Below are 15,846 nucleotides of genomic sequence, written 5' to 3' on the forward strand. Positions count from 1 at the left end.
TCAATCTCTACATTTGAATAGGTGAAATACATACAAAAATCCCTCGTTTTCATTTGATTTACGAGGGATTTTATCGAGATTTTCGCATTTTGTCCATAGACAATTTTGTTTTTCAACAGTATGAAAAGAGCTAACAGTCTATGTTAGCTCTTTTTGATTGTTTGAAAATATAAGTAATGCTTGTCGCTTTTGTTCATTCATCCTCGTATTTAGTTCTTCGAATCGGATTAAGCGCTTTCGAAACAGTTAGAGCGTTTTTTTCTTCGATTTCTAGTTTACGAGGTATTGGTTTATATAAGTCTTTAGGGTCGTACCAATGCTTTGGCAACTGTACAGGTGCTTGTTTTTGCCATTTTTCAATCCAGGATTTTGGCAGCTCATCAGGTACTTTCCAGTTATTCATTTCAAGCCATATTAAACTCCAGGCCCTCGGGACAACTCGCCAAATATCATAGCCGCCACCACCGACTGCAATCCAGCGACCGTTACAATATTTATGGGCAATTTGATGAGCAATTCTAGGGATTTCGTGATAAATACTCATTGTGGTTGATAAATGTGTTAATGGATCGTAGTAGTGTGCATCTGTACCATTTTGGGTTAAGATTACATCTGGTTTAAAAAAAGCTGCGACTTCCTCAATTGATGCACGATAAGCATGCAGCCATGATTCGTCTTCTGTAAAAGCATCGAGAGGGATATTAAATGAATAGCCATAACCTAAACCCGCCCCCCGTTCGGTAATGTTTCCGGTTCCGGGAAATAAATATCGCCCAGTTTCATGGATGGAGAGGGTGCATACATTTGGTTCATCATAAAAAGTCCATTGCACACCATCTCCATGATGGGCGTCTGTATCAATGTATAATACCTTTGCGCCATATTTTTCTAGCATATATTTAATTGCAACTGAGCTGTCGTTGTAAATACAGAACCCCGAAGCCTTTCCTTGAAATCCGTGATGTAACCCCCCGCCAAAGTTAGCAGCATGATTTGCTTTACCCTCCATAACAAAGTCAACGGCAGTTAAGGTTGCCCCGACTAAGAGTGAACTCGCCTCATGCATTTGTGGGAAGATTGGTGTGTCCTCTGTTCCAATTCCGTAGTTAAGTGCCTCTTTTTGAGCTAATTGTCCATGTCCTGCTAATTGTACTGCCTTAATATATTTTTTATCATGGACAAGTGCTAATTCATCTACTGAAGCGAGTCTAGGTTCGATAATATCAATCTCATTTATTGCTTTCATTTCTTTTAATAAATCATATGTAAGTTCAACTCTTAACTGATTAAAAGGATGATCATTCGTAAACTTGTATTGCTGAAAGTTTGGTGAATAAATAAAAACAGTATCCTTTTTTGTCATTTGTCATTCCCCAGTATATTTGGCCATAAAACTTCAAAGCCCTCAGTCTGTAAGTCATTGATAATCATCGTTAAATTCATTGTTTGTACTCGAAATACGAGGATTTTGTACTGATTTACAGAATCTGGATAAATCAGTACACTTGCGATATTTACGCCCCTTCTTTGAAAGATAGAAGAAACTTCAGCTAACATTCCGGCTACATTTGGTACTTTAATTTCGATATGTGAGGCAGGTTGGTCTGCACCAGTGAGTTTCACAAATGTATGCAATAGATCTGTCTCTGTTAGCAATCCTACTAGTCTACCATCTTGTAAAATTGGTAAACAGCCAATTTTATGTTCAATTAAAACAGCTGCTATTTCTTCTACAAAATCAAGTGGATGCCCAGTAATAAGATTAGTCGACATGATGCTTTTAATCGGTTTATTTAAAAAATCTTCATTTAATCCGCGCTGGAATATAGATGGACTTGCATCTTTGACATCTCGTTCAGTAATAATTCCGACTAAACAATCATTCTCTTTTACGATGGGGATATGGCGAATCCGATTCTGCTTCATCGTTTCTAATGCAAGTCTTATCGTATCTTTAGAACTAAGAGTGATCACGTTTTTGTTCATGATTTGTCTAACGATCATAAATTTGCCCCCTTACCATAGTAAAGCCTGAACCAGTTAGTGACGAATCTATTAACTTCATAGAAATTGGTAGCATGAAAGAACATTGATTAATACATAAATCGATTTTTAAAGCGTATTTGATCGAATTGTTGAACAGTCTCGGCCCTAATTCTATTACCGATTCTAGCCATTAAACAGTTAGCGGGATGTGAACAAATTTCAGGATCATCTGTTGCATACCACACTAATCCGCCGACACTCATCATTTTTTCCATTACTTTTCGATATTCCCAAACATTTAAACCAGAACCTTTTAAGTCCCAATGCCAATAATATTCCGTTGTAATAATTATGTAGTCTTCCATTGCATCATCCATCATCGAAACGTTTAATAAATTTTTCCCTACTGAAAAGCCTCGAAATTCATGTGCTACTTCAATGGCACCTAGTTCAATTAACTCCGTAATATTTCCTTTAGACCATCTTTCTAATGGATCTGGATAAAGAAATGTAACATAACCAATGACAGTATCATGATATCTTGCAATGATGACTCTCCCTTCTGGTAAACCGGCTATTTCCAATAGGGCTTTTCGTTGTTGTTCAGGTTGTCTAAATGCAACTAAACCATCATGGAATTCATAGTTTGCTAGTTTATCAGGAGGAATGGGTCCCTCGATAAAAATGTTGCCATTAGCTATTTGGATTTCTTTTGTATGATATGTTTTAGGGTGTTTCATCAAATCACCACCTTTTTAAAAGTTAAGAATGTTGCGTTTCTAGTCCTGTTATAGGAAACTATAAAATTCTTGTACTGTGGATAAGCGCACGACATCTAGCTTCAGCGCTTTTGTTCTTTAAAGTCTTGTCCTAAAAGTAATTGAAGGCAATAACTATCTTCTATTATACTCGATAATTCTGGTGATGAGGCGTTTCTATATTAGTTAAATCTTAATTTTATGAAAATTGTGAAAAATCCATTGATGTTATATAATAAAATAGTAATATCTTACATAAGGGGGATTTAGGATGAAACTAGAAGTGGTGCCATCAACGAAGGGGAGTTATAATTTAGCAAACTATGATACTGTCTATGAATCTTTCAACTGGTCGGAAGTTGAAGAGAATTTCACATGGTCAAAAACTGGTCGTGTTAATGCAGCTTTTGAAGCGATTGATAAGCATGCAGAAACATTTCGTAAAAATAAAATTGCCCTTTATTATCGAGACGCTGAACGGGAAGAAAAATACACATTTAAAGAAATGAAAGAACTCTCAAATAAAGCTGGTAATGTTTTAAAAAACTTAAGCAATGTTGAAAAGGGCGATCGTCTTTTTGTTTTTATGCCAAGAACCCCTGAATTATATTTCGTGATATTAGGAGCAATTAAATTGGGGGCAATTGTGGGGCCATTGTTTGAAGCCTTTATGGAAGGTGCTGTTAAGGATCGTTTAGAAGATAGTGAAGCAAAAGTAATTGTCACGACTCCTGAATTACTTGATCGCATTCCTGTTAATGAATTACCTTTATTAAAGCATATCGTTGTTGTGGGTAATTCTGTTGATGCCAAGTATATTGATTTTCTATCAGAAATGAAGACAGCAAGCAAGAACCTTGAAATTGAGTGGGTTGATAAGACAGATGGATTACTTCTTCACTATACCTCTGGATCAACGGGAAGACCAAAGGGAGTTCTCCATGTCCATCAGGCAATGGTCCAGCATTATCAAACTGGCAGGTGGGTATTAGATTTACAAGAAGATGATGTATATTGGTGTACTGCTGACCCAGGCTGGGTAACCGGTACGATATATGGGATTTTTGCCCCATGGTTGTCGGGGGCAACGAATGTTATTGTCGGTGGCCGTTTTAAACCTGAAACGTGGTATCAAACAATTGAAGACTTTGGTGTAACGGTTTGGTATAGTGCACCAACTGCATTTAGAATGCTGATGGGCGCTGGTGACGGGCTGGTGAAGCAATTTGATACAAGTTCACTTAGACATGTTCTAAGTGTCGGTGAACCATTAAACCCTGAAGTAGTCCGATGGGGCGTTAAGGTATTTAATAAACGTATTCATGATACATGGTGGATGACAGAAACGGGTGCACAGCTTATTTGTAATTATCCATGTATGGAAATTAAGCCTGGATCAATGGGGAAACCAATACCAGGAGTAAAAGCATCGATTGTCGATGATCAAGGGAATGAGCTACCGCCTTATCGAATGGGGAATTTAGCGATTAAAAAAGGTTGGCCAGCGATGATGCAGACGATTTGGAACAACCAAGAGAAATATGAATCCTATTTTCTACAAGGGGATTGGTATGTTTCAGGCGATTCAGCCTATATGGACGAAGACGGCTATTTTTGGTTTCAAGGAAGAATAGATGATGTCATTATGACTGCAGGTGAACGTGTCGGTCCATTTGAAGTGGAAAGTAAGCTTTTAGAGCATCCGGCGATTGCTGAAGCAGGCGTTATTGGTAAACCTGACCCAGTAAGAGGAGAAATCATTAAAGCATTTGTTGCTCTACTTGAAGGCTATGAAGCTTCTGAGCAATTAAAAGAAGAGATTCGTACGTTTGTAAAAGTAGGATTAGCGGCACATGCAGCACCAAGAGAAATTGAATTCTGCGAAAAGCTTCCTAAAACTCGTAGTGGTAAAATTATGCGCCGAGTCCTAAAAGCGTGGGAACTTGATTTACCAACTGGTGATCTTTCAACGATGGAAGATTAATACGTACGAAGTTTTAGAACATTAAGGGACTAGATAGTAAAAAAACCAGAGATGATCATTGGTTAATCCAATGAGGTATCTCTGGTTTTTTGTACTTTATTTTGTTGAGTACATCAAAGGCTTTTCTCTGTCTATTCACCAACTTTAATAATAGAAGATGGTGCTGATTCGCGACCGGCTACATCTACTGCAACAATATAATAGGCAGCAGGTGAATTTTCAATTGTTATAGCTAAATCACTAGATGCATGAATGCTTGCAGACTTTTTGTAGGATGTTGAATGATTAGTGGCTGCATAGACTCTATAGCCAATGACATCATTATCTTGGTTAGCGTTCCAACTTATTTTCGTTCCATTGACAGAAATACCAGTCACTTGATTTGGATTTGAACCATTATCGGTGATTTCTTTATCTTCCGTTAGGACAAGATTATCCCACTTCACGGTGTTAGGTAACAATCTTTTTAAATCACTGACATTGTTAACGCCATATGTCTGAAGCAGATCCTTTTTCAACATAAAGCCTTGCTGCACAAACTCAGATGGTGCTGTTTCCGGGACTCTATAAGCTTGATCCTTTACAAAGACGAATTTCCCCTGTGATAAGCTGTTATCAACTTTTTTCGGAACATATTTCACATTGAATAGGTCTGTAGTTACTAATTCAGACCCCTTGCAAAGATCTGATACAAGCTCACCTGTTACTGCACAATAAGAGCGTTGGACGATTCCATCTGGCATTTCAAAGCGTTTTTTTGGTGCCAATAACTCTGGACTGACATCATGAGCAGCATTCATTAGTTTTGACCATAAGAGAAGATTTCGCTTGCTATATGACATTCCTTTATAGTTTTGTTGGAGTGGTTTTGGTGTATCGTAACCAATCCATGTACCAAATGTAACATTAGGGTTTGAGGCTACAAACCAGGCATCTTCATAATCTTGAGTAGTTCCGGTTTTACCAGCCCAATCAGTGCTAAATGATAAGTAGCCTTTGACTGATGCAGCTGTTCCACTATTAATGACATCACGCATCATATCGATGGTTAAATAAGCTGTTTGTGGAGCGAAGACTTCTGTCTCCTTCTGTTCATGTTGATAGACGATATCTCCGTCGCTTGTCTCAATTTTTTCAATCAAGTAACCATCATTAAACTTACCGCGATTGGCAAGGGTTGCGTATGCATTAACGTTTTCCTCAACTGTTACACCAGTTGTCATTCCTCCTAAACTTAACGAAGGTGCCCCGTAATCTCGTTCATGAAGACTTGTAAAGCCCATTTTTTCTAGGTAAGATAGAGGATTTTGGTCAATGATTTTCATATATGTTTTGACAGCTGGTACGTTATAAGAGTATTTCAATGCTGTTCTAGCACTTGTCAAGCCATGATAGCCGCCGCCATAGTTTTTTGGACTGTAGTTGCCGTAGGCTGTAAGTGTAAAAGGTGTGTCAGCTATAACTGATCCTGGTTGAACTTTACCTAATTCCATAGCAGGTGCATAGACAAGTAAAGGTTTCATTGTGGATCCATTAGGACGAAGTGAGCTTGTCGCATGGTTAAGATTTTCACGGTCAAAGTCGCGACCACCGACAAAACTAATAATTTTTCCAGTGCTATTTTCGATTAACATCGCACCGACTTCAACAGGTTCTTGGATAGTAATTGTTTCTCCTGTATCAGGATCTTTTACTTCTTCAGGTTTATCATTCCCAAAATATTCATACTGTGCAACCACTTCTTGCATTTTGTCAAAAATACCTTTATTGATTGTCGTATGAATGCGATAGCCATTATGTCTAATATAATCATCTGCAATCGCGTAGTACTGGTTAGAAAGATCATCGTTTTTGGTTAGTTCATCTTCAGTATAACCATCCTCTTTGGCGAGCTCGACCATCACAATTTTCTTAGCTCGGTCTTCTACCTCAAATGTTAAATAAGGATATTGGTCAACTGAGGAAGGTTTTTTAGGAGTTAAATTTGCACGAATATCATAAGCGAGTGCTTCCTTATATTCGGCCTGTGTAATGTATCCACCAGAATACATCCGACTTAATACAATTTTCATTCTGTTAATCCCTGGATCAAGGCTCTCTTTTACAGCACCTCCGTTATTAGAAAATGGAGTATATCGGAAAGGGCTTTGTGGTAATCCAGCGATAAAGGCTGATTGGGCAATGTTTAAGTCCTTCGCGTTAACACCAAATATACCTTTTGCAGCAGATTGAACGCCGGCAATATTTCGACCACTTGAGTTACGGCCAAAATCAGTAACATTTAAATAGGCTTCGAGAATTTCATCCTTTTCAAAGAATTTCTCCAAACGTAAGGCGAGCAGAATTTCCTTTGCTTTACGATCAAATGAAACCTCGTTTGTTAAAACTTGATTTTTAATTAATTGCTGTGTAAGTGTACTACCACCAGTTTGGACTGGGGCGTTTGTGAATTCCTGAAATAATGCACGCATGATTGCTTTTGGTACAACACCATCATGTTCATAAAAAAGTTCATCTTCAGTTGCGATGATGGCATTAATTAAATGCTGCGATACATCTTCTAGTTTTACTTCTTCACGTTCGATGTCAGCGTTCAGTTTACCTAGATATACATTACTTGCAAAGTATACCTCTGAAGTTTCTTCATAATTGTATATATCACTTTTCATGACTTCAAATGAACGAATCGGTTCATCCTTAACTAATGAAGCAAAATATCCGGCACCAATACCTCCTGCAAAGCATAAACCAATGAGGAAAATGATAAAGAATAATAAAAGAAGATTCCCTATAACGTTATATGATATCTGAAAACCTCTGATTATATTTTTGTTAAAAGGTGAGAAGTGCCTGAGTTTTCCATCCTTTTTATTCATTAAGTAATCCCCTCCCAGAATCAAAATTATTATACCATAGGAAAACACAAAAATTGTATGGTTTTGTCATTGGATACAGCCTCTCTTGACAATCATTCGGCTTTATGGTTAAAATTGCTTATAGCAAAATAATATACGAAATCGCTAAGATTGGGTTCAGTAGTGGAGATCTCCCTGTTATAGAGAGCTGATGGTTGGTGGAAATCAGCATATAGATTCTTCGTGAATTACGTCCATGAGCTTCTTTTTTGAAAAGATCATCTGCATCTAAGTAGAAAAGGACGGTTTAACCGTTAAATTACCGAGTGAGGATTTGTAGCTTACATAATCCTAAGTAGGGTGGTACCGCGAATATTTCGCCCCTTCAGTGATGAAGGGGCTTTTTGGTGTCCAATTTACCCTCGCTATAAGTAATATATGAAAAAGATAAGGATAAAAGCGCAAGCACCTTGATCAGCCTCAGGCAAACAAGACGCTCATGAATAGAAGGGGAAGGGTGTTCTTTACTTTCAATTCATGAGTGGGTGTCGACCCAAGATGGGATAAGCGCTGGATATCGAGCGCTTATCCACAGTACAAAAAATTTATAAATTCCTAAACGACGAGAAAAGGAGAACAAATGATGAGTGAACTATTAAATGATTTACAATTTAGAGGTCTAGTAAACCAAATAACAGATGAAGAGGGCTTAACGAAAGTTCTTGAGGAAGAAAAAATAAAACTTTATGGTGGTTTTGATCCAACAGCAGATAGCCTTCATATTGGCCATTTATTACCAGTGTTAGTACTTAAACGTTTCCAACTACACGGACATCATCCAATCGCTCTAGTTGGAGGTGCGACGGGATTAATCGGGGACCCAAGTGGTAAAAAGGCAGAGCGTACGCTAAATACTGCTGATATTGTACAGGATTGGTCTGATCGAATTAAAGGGCAATTATCAAGATTCCTTGATTTTGAAGCGGAAGAGAATCCTGCAATTATCGCAAATAACTATGACTGGATTGGTAGCCTAGATGTCATTTCTTTCCTTCGTGATGTTGGGAAAAACTTTGGTATCAATTACATGCTTGCAAAGGACTCAGTAAAGACCCGGATTGAATCTGGTATATCATTTACTGAATTTAGTTACATGATTTTACAATCTTTTGATTTTCTCAAGCTTTACCAAAATAACGATTGTAAACTGCAAATCGGTGGCAGTGATCAATGGGGGAACATTACTTCAGGACTAGAGTTAATTCGTAAATCGGAAGAAAATGCAAAGGCATACGGATTGACAATTCCACTTGTTACGAAAGCTGATGGGACAAAGTTTGGTAAAACCGAAGGGGGAGCGATTTGGTTAGATCGTGAAAAGACATCACCATATGAGTTTTACCAATTTTGGATTAATACAGATGACCGTGATGTTGTGAAATATTTGAAATACTTTACTTTCTTATCTCAGGCAGAAATTGAGCAATTTGAGCAGGAAGTAATCAATGCACCTGAAAAACGAATGGCTCAAAAGGCGCTTGCAGAAGAAGTAACGAAATTGGTACATGGTGAAGATGCCTTAGAACAAGCAATTAAAATTTCTGCAGCACTTTTCAGTGGGGATATTAAACAGTTAACGGGTAATGAAATTTTAGAAGGATTCAAAGATGTACCTTCTACGAAAATCGAAGAAGCTGAAATTAATCTAGTAGATCTGCTAATCGAGGCAAAGATTGCTCCATCGAAACGTCAAGCACGTGAAGATATTACGAATGGTGCTATCTATATTAACGGAGATCGTGTTCAAGAATTGGATAAGGTTATTTCAAATGAAGATAAAATTGATGGACAGTTTACTGTCGTTCGTCGAGGGAAAAAGAAGTATTTCCTAATTCGTTATGCATAATAGCTAGTTGTAAGAAAAGAGGAGAATGAAATTTCGTTCTCCTCTTTTTTATGGATAAGCTCTGTTTTATTCCACTGTTGATATTTGATTTTTATGAACGGTTGTTCTTGGGAATGTTTGTAAAGTAATAATGTATAATGAAAGAAAAACAAGTTGTCTTAGTTTAAAAAAGGTCGTTAAATACGATAAAAAACGTATTTAGAGAGGGGGGATAAGATGATAAGGAATAAAGGAGCACTCATTGGTTCAGCTATTATTTTATGTATATGTATGTATTTATATTTCCCGTTTCCTAATAATGTAATGTTAAATGCACGTTCCACATTCATGTCGTTTCCAATCAGCAATCAAGATGGATATATTATTCTTGGTATAATTGGGTCCGTTTTGTTTATCATCGCCATGACTTTACTTGTCAGTGGAATAAAAAAATATTATTTTCGAACAATCGTAATGGTTCTAATAGTATACGCATTTTTACCAATGCTTCTCATTACGATGTACCAAGAAACGTTAGCAAGTAGCATTACAGCAATTTCATATGATGGCAATGGCGAATGCAATTTTGAGCATGTGAACGAAGACTTATTGAATGGAGAATGTAATTTTGTGCTACATAATCGTAGCAATGAACCTGTGTCATTTCAGTTAGAATTTTTAGATTCATTTTTCATGGAAGATGAAGTGCGAATGGAGTCACTCATGAATTTAGCTGGTCCATATAGTATTACAATAGAAGCAAATCGTAAAAAGTCTATTCGTTTGAAGGAATTACTCGAATTATCAGATGTTCCCAAGCATATTCACGGAGGAACATCGTTTAATATTCACTTTAAATTAATTGACGGGGAGACTACACGCACTTTATGAGAAATAAACGTATTCGAGTTTCGTTTCGAATACGTTTATTGATTTGAAAAAATAACAATTAAGTTAAATAAAGCTTATAGTGAGCAACAAAAAAATCCTGGACCCATAAGGCCAGGATTTTTCTATTAACGAGAGTAGAACTCAACGATAAGAGCTTCGTTAATTTCTGCAGGTAATTCTGAACGTTCAGGTAAACGAGTGAATGTACCTTCTAATTTATCTGCGTCGAAAGTTAGATAATCAGGAACGAAGTTGTTTACTTCGATTGCTTCCTTAACGATGTCAAGGTTGCGAGATTTTTCACGTAAAGTGATTGTTTGACCTGGTTTTACTTTGTAAGATGGGATATCAACACGTCCACCATCTACTACGATATGACCATGGTTAACTAATTGACGAGCTTGGCGACGAGTGCGCGCTAAACCTAAACGGTAAACGATGTTATCAAGACGAGCATCAAGAAGAATCATGAAGTTCTCACCATGAACACCAGCCATTTTACCAGCTCTATCAAATAAGTTACGGAATTGGCGTTCGTTTACACCATACATGTGACGAAGTTTTTGCTTCTCTTGTAATTGTAAACCGTACTCAGAGATTTTTTTGCGTTGTCCTGGACCATGTTGTCCTGGAGCGTATGGACGCTTCTCTAATTCTTTACCTGAACCACTTAATGAAATACCTAATCGACGAGAGAGTTTCCAGCTAGAGCCTGTATAACGAGCCATGCTAACTCCTCCTTTATGTTTTTATTTTTGCATAAAATAAAAACCAGACTGACTGACAATTATGCACATTTTGTTTTCATGTATCCTCGCTCCAGCAGCATAGAGTTACTCGATACACCTCCTTATACATAAGGGGAACAAAATGAAATCAAAACTGCTACACCAATAGGCTGCATATTTTATACACAACGAACATTATATGATCTAACATGAATAAAGTCAAGAAGCTTTATTCAGGATTATCGGGTAGTACTATCTACCCTCTTTCTAAGCCGTTCGTGAATAAAAGAAGCGAATGGCTTAAGGGAACTGTTCGTAAAAGCTAAAATAAGTCTCACTAACAATCTGTGTAGGATAAGGAAAAAAACCGCTAATAGTGGTCTTGCTTGATCATATAGCATGGCTAAATGGTCATGTTGAAAACTACTTTTCAGTGCATAATATGGGAAAAAACTTTTACATCTACATCAATATAAATAGCTTTTATGATATAATGAATGAGAGAAAAGTCTTATTTTTAAAAAGGGAAGGAAACAGACCCTGCTTCACCTAATCACCCTTTCCGAAATAGTTAAAAAATGGTTAAATTTTGGTAGGGGATGGTAATTTGACGAGCTGGTCGTAAGATTCAGTTTTGTTAAATTTACATAATGGAATGGGCAGTCTTGCCTGAATTGTAACATGATAGTGTGGGTGAATGATATGAGTGATCAATTAGTTGTTATGGCGATTAAGGGTGCTTTTTTTGAGTTTTTAAGTAACAATCAAAAGCAACGTACAATAAAAGAAATAGTAGATATGCTTACAAGTGTGTTGAAAAAGGAGCTGTGTTTGAGTCATACGGTTTTTTATTCATACAATGAAGATCTGGATTCTCTAACGCCATTTATGAACGTAAAATGTTATTCGTTCCAAGTAGACCCACACGACCTTCATTCTGGAAAGCTTTATCACTTTGGGGAGCAAACTTTCATTCCAATTATTCAAAATGATAAGATACATGGTCTAATAGAATGTAAAGAGTTTGATACGAATCGATTTTCTAGCTCAATATTAGAGGAAATAATCAAGACTTGTACATCTTTTTACACGCACGGCTTAAAATTGGTTCAACTAACTGAAAATGAACAGAAATATGAGCGATTATATGGATTAACAGAAAAATTACATTCTTTTATGAATAAAGATGATGTACTTGTCGGTTTAATTACGACTTTACAATCCTTGTTTCAAGAATATATATTTTATTTGTTTTTATCGCAAGATAGTGAAAAACATGAGGATTTACCTATAAAAGACTGGAGATTCGATTATCAAGATGGCAATGAGATGGCAATGGAGGCCTATGTGACTGGTAAGGCCCAACGCTCGATTGATAAAGAAAATTTACAAACAGTGCTATATTCTCCATTAAAGGGTAAGCAAGGGGTATATGGTGTTCTCCAAGTTGTTGCGAATCACGGTGTTGAACTTAGGGATGAACAAACGAATTTTATTACATTGCTAGCAAACGCTGCAGGAACGGCACTAGAAAATGCTCAATTATATGAGCAATCAAAAAGGTTAATAAAAGATTTGCAACTTATTAATGAAGCCTCCCATCAATTAAATAAGAATTTGAGATTGACAGATACAATGACATATATAACATCAAGGATTATGGATGCTTTTAAAGCGGACGAAGTTGGATTTTTCTATGTAAATCAAGATGGTTCGATTCAAGTTTTCCCAGGTAGTACAAGCTTCTTTCATACCGATGAGGTTAAGGTTTATATACAGTATATCCAAGAGAAAGTTGAGATGGATTTAGAAGGGCGAATTATGGGTGATATTACGTCAGCCTTAAAGAACGTGCTATATCCATCTGTAATGGCTGTTCCGATGATACAAAGTGAAAGTCTTATAGGATGTGCTTTAATACTCCATAAAAAACCTTATCACTTTTCCTTTGATATGTTTAAATTGCTTCAATCATTAATTCATCATTCAACGCTTGCTTTAACAAACTCATTGTTAAGAGAAGAGTTAGAGACATTAGTGAATACAGACCCTTTAACCCAATTATTCTCTCGGAGTTACTTAAAGAATCGAATTGAAAACGCAATGGAGATGAACCAGAAAGGAACTTTTGTGTTGATTGATATTGATAATTTCAAGAAAATCAATGACACGTACGGCCATCAAATTGGTGATGAAGTCCTCGTCCAAGTTGCAAATATAATAAAAAGTAGTATACGAGAAAATGATATAGGGGCACGATGGGGTGGAGAAGAGCTTGCCATTTATTTACCACATGTAGAACTTGGAGTAGGGGTTGCTATTGCTGAGAGAATACTTAAGCGCGTAAGAGAAAATACAAGCCCAATTGTTACAATTTCCTGTGGGATTGCCAATTGGAATGCAGAAATAAATATTAATTTTAATCAGTTATTTAGTAGAGCAGATAAAGCATTATATTCTGCTAAAGGTGATGGGAAAAATCAAGTAGTAATACATGCATAAAAAGTGAGTTGGCTCTTGTCAACTCACTTTTTATTGTTGTTTAGCGAAACGATAAAATTCATCTATATATGTTAAGCCTTTTCCTTGTGAAATTTAGGAAGCTCTTATAAGTAAGCAATATTATCTCATTCTTCAACTTCAATTTCTGATATCGGATTACTACATTGTGAAGGCTATTCTTCCATACCGACTATGCGAAATTCGACAAAAACCACTTTCATTCCCATTCGTTAGTTAAGAAATAACAAACACTAATGAAGATTGTCGAGCGATTGATAAAGGATTCTTGCTACTTATCATTGAATGTATAAATTAAGAAAAGCGCAAGCACCTTGTTTAGCCTCGGGCAAATAAGCCACTCAGGAATAGACGGTGTTCTTTACCTTCTATTCCTGAGTGGCTTAGACCCAAGAGGGGCTTGGCGCTTGCGCTGGACACGAAAACTAAGTAAAAAAACTTATACTTTCCTTTTAAAAAGAAAAGGTGGTGAATCGAATGACAAAAAATGAAACAAAACAAAAGATACTAGACGCTGCGATTTATTTATTTACCTCAAAGGGATTTACTGGTACATCTGTAAGAGAAATTGCGAGTCGTGCAAATGTGAATATTGCGCATATTTCTTATTACTTCAAAGGAAAAGGTGGGCTACTAGAGCATCTTGTATCTTCTTATTACGAAGAATATCTAAAGTTAATAGAAAAGAAGTATTCCCAACTTAAATATGGAAATACTCATGTCATTTTAAGTGAAATTATTTTAGAACTGTTAAATTATCAACATGAGAATCGTCAGCTTTCTAGATTAGTTTATCGAGAAGTCACATTGGACTCGGTCCTAATACGTGAAGTTATGACGACTTATTTAACAAAAGAAAAATACTATCTTAAGACGATTATCGAAAAAGGGATTGCGGAAGGATATTATCGAAAAGGATTTGTACCACATATGATTATTCAGCTAAGAAGTCTTTTGCAGATGCCGTATTTGCAACCACAGTATATGAGTGAAGTACTTCACATCCAAACACATGAAGCTTATTTCGTTCATCAATATTATAAAGAGTTAAAAATTTGGCTGAATTCAATGTTGGTAGTGAATCAATTCCGAGATGAAAAGTTAGCTTCCGCTCGTTAATTGATCATAATTTGAATAATTCTTTCCAACATCCCTTGCACTGTGGGCATCTGAACCATAGATAAGAGGGATTTTTTGTTTTTTTGCCATTTTTGCAATCCATTCACCTGGATATGTTTCACCACAATACTCCTTGCGTAAACCAGCAACATTAAAATCAATTTCTAACTTTTGTTCTTTTATTGCTTGAAGTACGTTTAAGATAGTAGATTCAGTCGGAAATGTGACTGGATAGATTTTTTGGAATTTATTCACAAGTGTAATATGACCAATCCTACGTGGCTTAAAGTTTCCTAAGTCACTATTAATAGAATGGATCAGCTCTCTATAATACATAGAATGGAGGTTTTGTAATGATCCTGCAACATCAATCATCAGCCCAAACGTTTTTTCGTCATAATCCATACAGAAGTATTGTTCATCTAACTTTAAAAAATGAACAGAGAGAATACTATCATCTAGGAACTTTCCATATTTGTTTAAAAATTGTGTTGTTTCTTTCTCGAATTCCTTTATATAATCCACTTCTAATCCAGTGTGTATTGTAATATGGTTGCGGTATTTATCTTTTAACGATTGTATTTCACTAATATAAGAATCTATGTCAACTAGTTTCATTGCACTGTTTTCTGAAGGGGTGGGGTCTTTAAAACCTAAAGGGAGTGGGGCGTGTTCAGTGAAAGTTAAGCTGTCAAAGTTTTCTTTAATTGCTTGCTCAACATATGCTTCTAGTTCATCAGTTGTTCCGTGTGGACAAAAAGGTGTATGTACATGGCCATCCTTTTTCTTCATCTTCAACTTCCTTTCGAAAAAATAATATTTGCAAGTACCCACTGAATAAGTTATCACCCATTAAAACTTCTTAAAAAGATCATCATTTTCCAATAGAAGTGTAAACCTGTCAATGGTTGATAATTAATGTAAAAAAATAAAAAATTACTGGTCAAAAATTGTCGTATACATGGTATCATAAATACAATGAAATCACATTAATAAATTGTTCTTGCAATTTAGGACCATTTTTTCGTAAACGATTGCTTCTTTATGAGAAAAGGTGGTCCATTCACTAATTCTACATAAGTAAAACTTATATATAAACATGAATATAGATGAATGATAG

Annotated in this window: 11 protein-coding genes and 1 other annotated feature; of the genes, 5 read left to right on the forward strand and 6 right to left on the reverse strand. The window is 36.3% G+C overall.

Going from position 1 to position 15,846, the window contains the following annotated elements:
• Positions 1 to 193 precede the first annotated feature (193 nt).
• The 3 genes from K9V48_RS07715 to K9V48_RS07725 form a co-directional block, all read right to left on the reverse strand.
• Positions 194 to 1,363 carry an acetoin utilization protein AcuC gene (locus tag K9V48_RS07715; protein ID WP_224138132.1) on the reverse strand — a complete coding sequence of 390 codons (1,170 nt, stop codon included), beginning with the start codon at positions 1,361 to 1,363 and terminating at the stop codon, positions 194 to 196.
• Positions 1,360 to 2,004, reverse strand: coding sequence for an acetoin utilization AcuB family protein (locus K9V48_RS07720; RefSeq protein ID WP_224138134.1), 645 nt, complete (start codon positions 2,002 to 2,004; stop codon positions 1,360 to 1,362). The genes K9V48_RS07715 and K9V48_RS07720 overlap by 4 nt, the downstream gene beginning before the upstream one ends.
• Positions 2,005 to 2,093: 89 nt before the next feature.
• Positions 2,094 to 2,726, reverse strand: coding sequence for a GNAT family N-acetyltransferase (locus tag K9V48_RS07725; RefSeq protein WP_224138136.1), 633 nt, complete (start codon positions 2,724 to 2,726; stop codon positions 2,094 to 2,096).
• Between the two features lie 289 nt (positions 2,727 to 3,015).
• Between K9V48_RS07725 and acsA the strand changes: the two genes are divergently transcribed.
• Positions 3,016 to 4,728, forward strand: coding sequence for an acetate--CoA ligase (gene acsA / locus K9V48_RS07730; protein WP_224138138.1), 1,713 nt, complete (start codon positions 3,016 to 3,018; stop codon positions 4,726 to 4,728).
• Between the two features lie 131 nt (positions 4,729 to 4,859).
• Here the strand turns inward: acsA and K9V48_RS07735 are convergent, their stop codons facing one another.
• A complete protein-coding gene (locus tag K9V48_RS07735) occupies positions 4,860 to 7,604 on the reverse strand; it encodes a transglycosylase domain-containing protein (RefSeq protein ID WP_224138140.1) in 2,745 nt (914 codons plus the stop codon).
• 137 nt (positions 7,605 to 7,741) lie between these two features.
• Positions 7,742 to 7,971: a binding site (T-box leader), on the forward strand.
• A gap of 255 nt (positions 7,972 to 8,226) precedes the next feature.
• On the opposite strand from K9V48_RS07735, the gene tyrS reads away from it, so the two are divergent.
• Both tyrS and K9V48_RS07745 read left to right on the forward strand, forming a co-directional pair.
• Positions 8,227 to 9,489 carry a tyrosine--tRNA ligase gene (gene tyrS / locus K9V48_RS07740; RefSeq protein ID WP_224138141.1) on the forward strand — a complete coding sequence of 421 codons (1,263 nt, stop codon included), beginning with the start codon at positions 8,227 to 8,229 and terminating at the stop codon, positions 9,487 to 9,489.
• A 216-nt stretch (positions 9,490 to 9,705) separates the two neighbouring features.
• A complete protein-coding gene (locus K9V48_RS07745; protein WP_224138144.1) occupies positions 9,706 to 10,359 on the forward strand; it encodes a hypothetical protein in 654 nt (217 codons plus the stop codon).
• 125 nt (positions 10,360 to 10,484) lie between these two features.
• Here K9V48_RS07745 and rpsD read toward each other — a convergent pair whose 3' ends face one another.
• Complete coding sequence (rpsD, locus tag K9V48_RS07750; RefSeq protein WP_224138146.1) at positions 10,485 to 11,087, reverse strand: 30S ribosomal protein S4; 603 nt, start codon at positions 11,085 to 11,087, stop codon at positions 10,485 to 10,487.
• A 702-nt stretch (positions 11,088 to 11,789) separates the two neighbouring features.
• Between rpsD and K9V48_RS07755 the strand changes: the two genes are divergently transcribed.
• Positions 11,790 to 13,589, forward strand: coding sequence for a sensor domain-containing diguanylate cyclase (locus tag K9V48_RS07755; protein WP_224138148.1), 1,800 nt, complete (start codon positions 11,790 to 11,792; stop codon positions 13,587 to 13,589).
• A 495-nt stretch (positions 13,590 to 14,084) separates the two neighbouring features.
• A complete protein-coding gene (gene refZ, locus K9V48_RS07760) occupies positions 14,085 to 14,726 on the forward strand; it encodes a forespore capture DNA-binding protein RefZ (RefSeq protein WP_224138150.1) in 642 nt (213 codons plus the stop codon).
• Here the strand turns inward: refZ and hisJ are convergent.
• Positions 14,709 to 15,518: a histidinol-phosphatase HisJ gene (hisJ, locus tag K9V48_RS07765; RefSeq protein ID WP_224138152.1), complete on the reverse strand. Its 810-nt coding sequence runs from the start codon at positions 15,516 to 15,518 to the stop codon at positions 14,709 to 14,711. The two genes, refZ and hisJ, sit on opposite strands and share 18 nt — an antisense overlap.
• Positions 15,519 to 15,846: the final 328 nt, after the last annotated feature.

The organism is Metabacillus rhizolycopersici, assembly GCF_020075705.1.

Bases quoted from the DNA above. Each gene is read 5' to 3' on its own strand.
- K9V48_RS07715 (WP_224138132.1), bottom strand. From the start codon at position 1,363: ATGACAAAAAAGGATACTGTTTTTATTTATTCACCAAACTTTCAGCAA.
- K9V48_RS07720 (WP_224138134.1), bottom strand. From the start codon at position 2,004: ATGATCGTTAGACAAATCATGAACAAAAACGTGATCACTCTTAGTTCT.
- K9V48_RS07725 (WP_224138136.1), bottom strand. From the start codon at position 2,726: ATGAAACACCCTAAAACATATCATACAAAAGAAATCCAAATAGCTAAT.
- acsA (WP_224138138.1), top strand. From the start codon at position 3,016: ATGAAACTAGAAGTGGTGCCATCAACGAAGGGGAGTTATAATTTAGCA.
- K9V48_RS07735 (WP_224138140.1), bottom strand. From the start codon at position 7,604: ATGAATAAAAAGGATGGAAAACTCAGGCACTTCTCACCTTTTAACAAA.
- tyrS (WP_224138141.1), top strand. From the start codon at position 8,227: ATGAGTGAACTATTAAATGATTTACAATTTAGAGGTCTAGTAAACCAA.
- K9V48_RS07745 (WP_224138144.1), top strand. From the start codon at position 9,706: ATGATAAGGAATAAAGGAGCACTCATTGGTTCAGCTATTATTTTATGT.
- rpsD (WP_224138146.1), bottom strand. From the start codon at position 11,087: ATGGCTCGTTATACAGGCTCTAGCTGGAAACTCTCTCGTCGATTAGGT.
- K9V48_RS07755 (WP_224138148.1), top strand. From the start codon at position 11,790: ATGAGTGATCAATTAGTTGTTATGGCGATTAAGGGTGCTTTTTTTGAG.
- refZ (WP_224138150.1), top strand. From the start codon at position 14,085: ATGACAAAAAATGAAACAAAACAAAAGATACTAGACGCTGCGATTTAT.
- hisJ (WP_224138152.1), bottom strand. From the start codon at position 15,518: ATGAAGAAAAAGGATGGCCATGTACATACACCTTTTTGTCCACACGGA.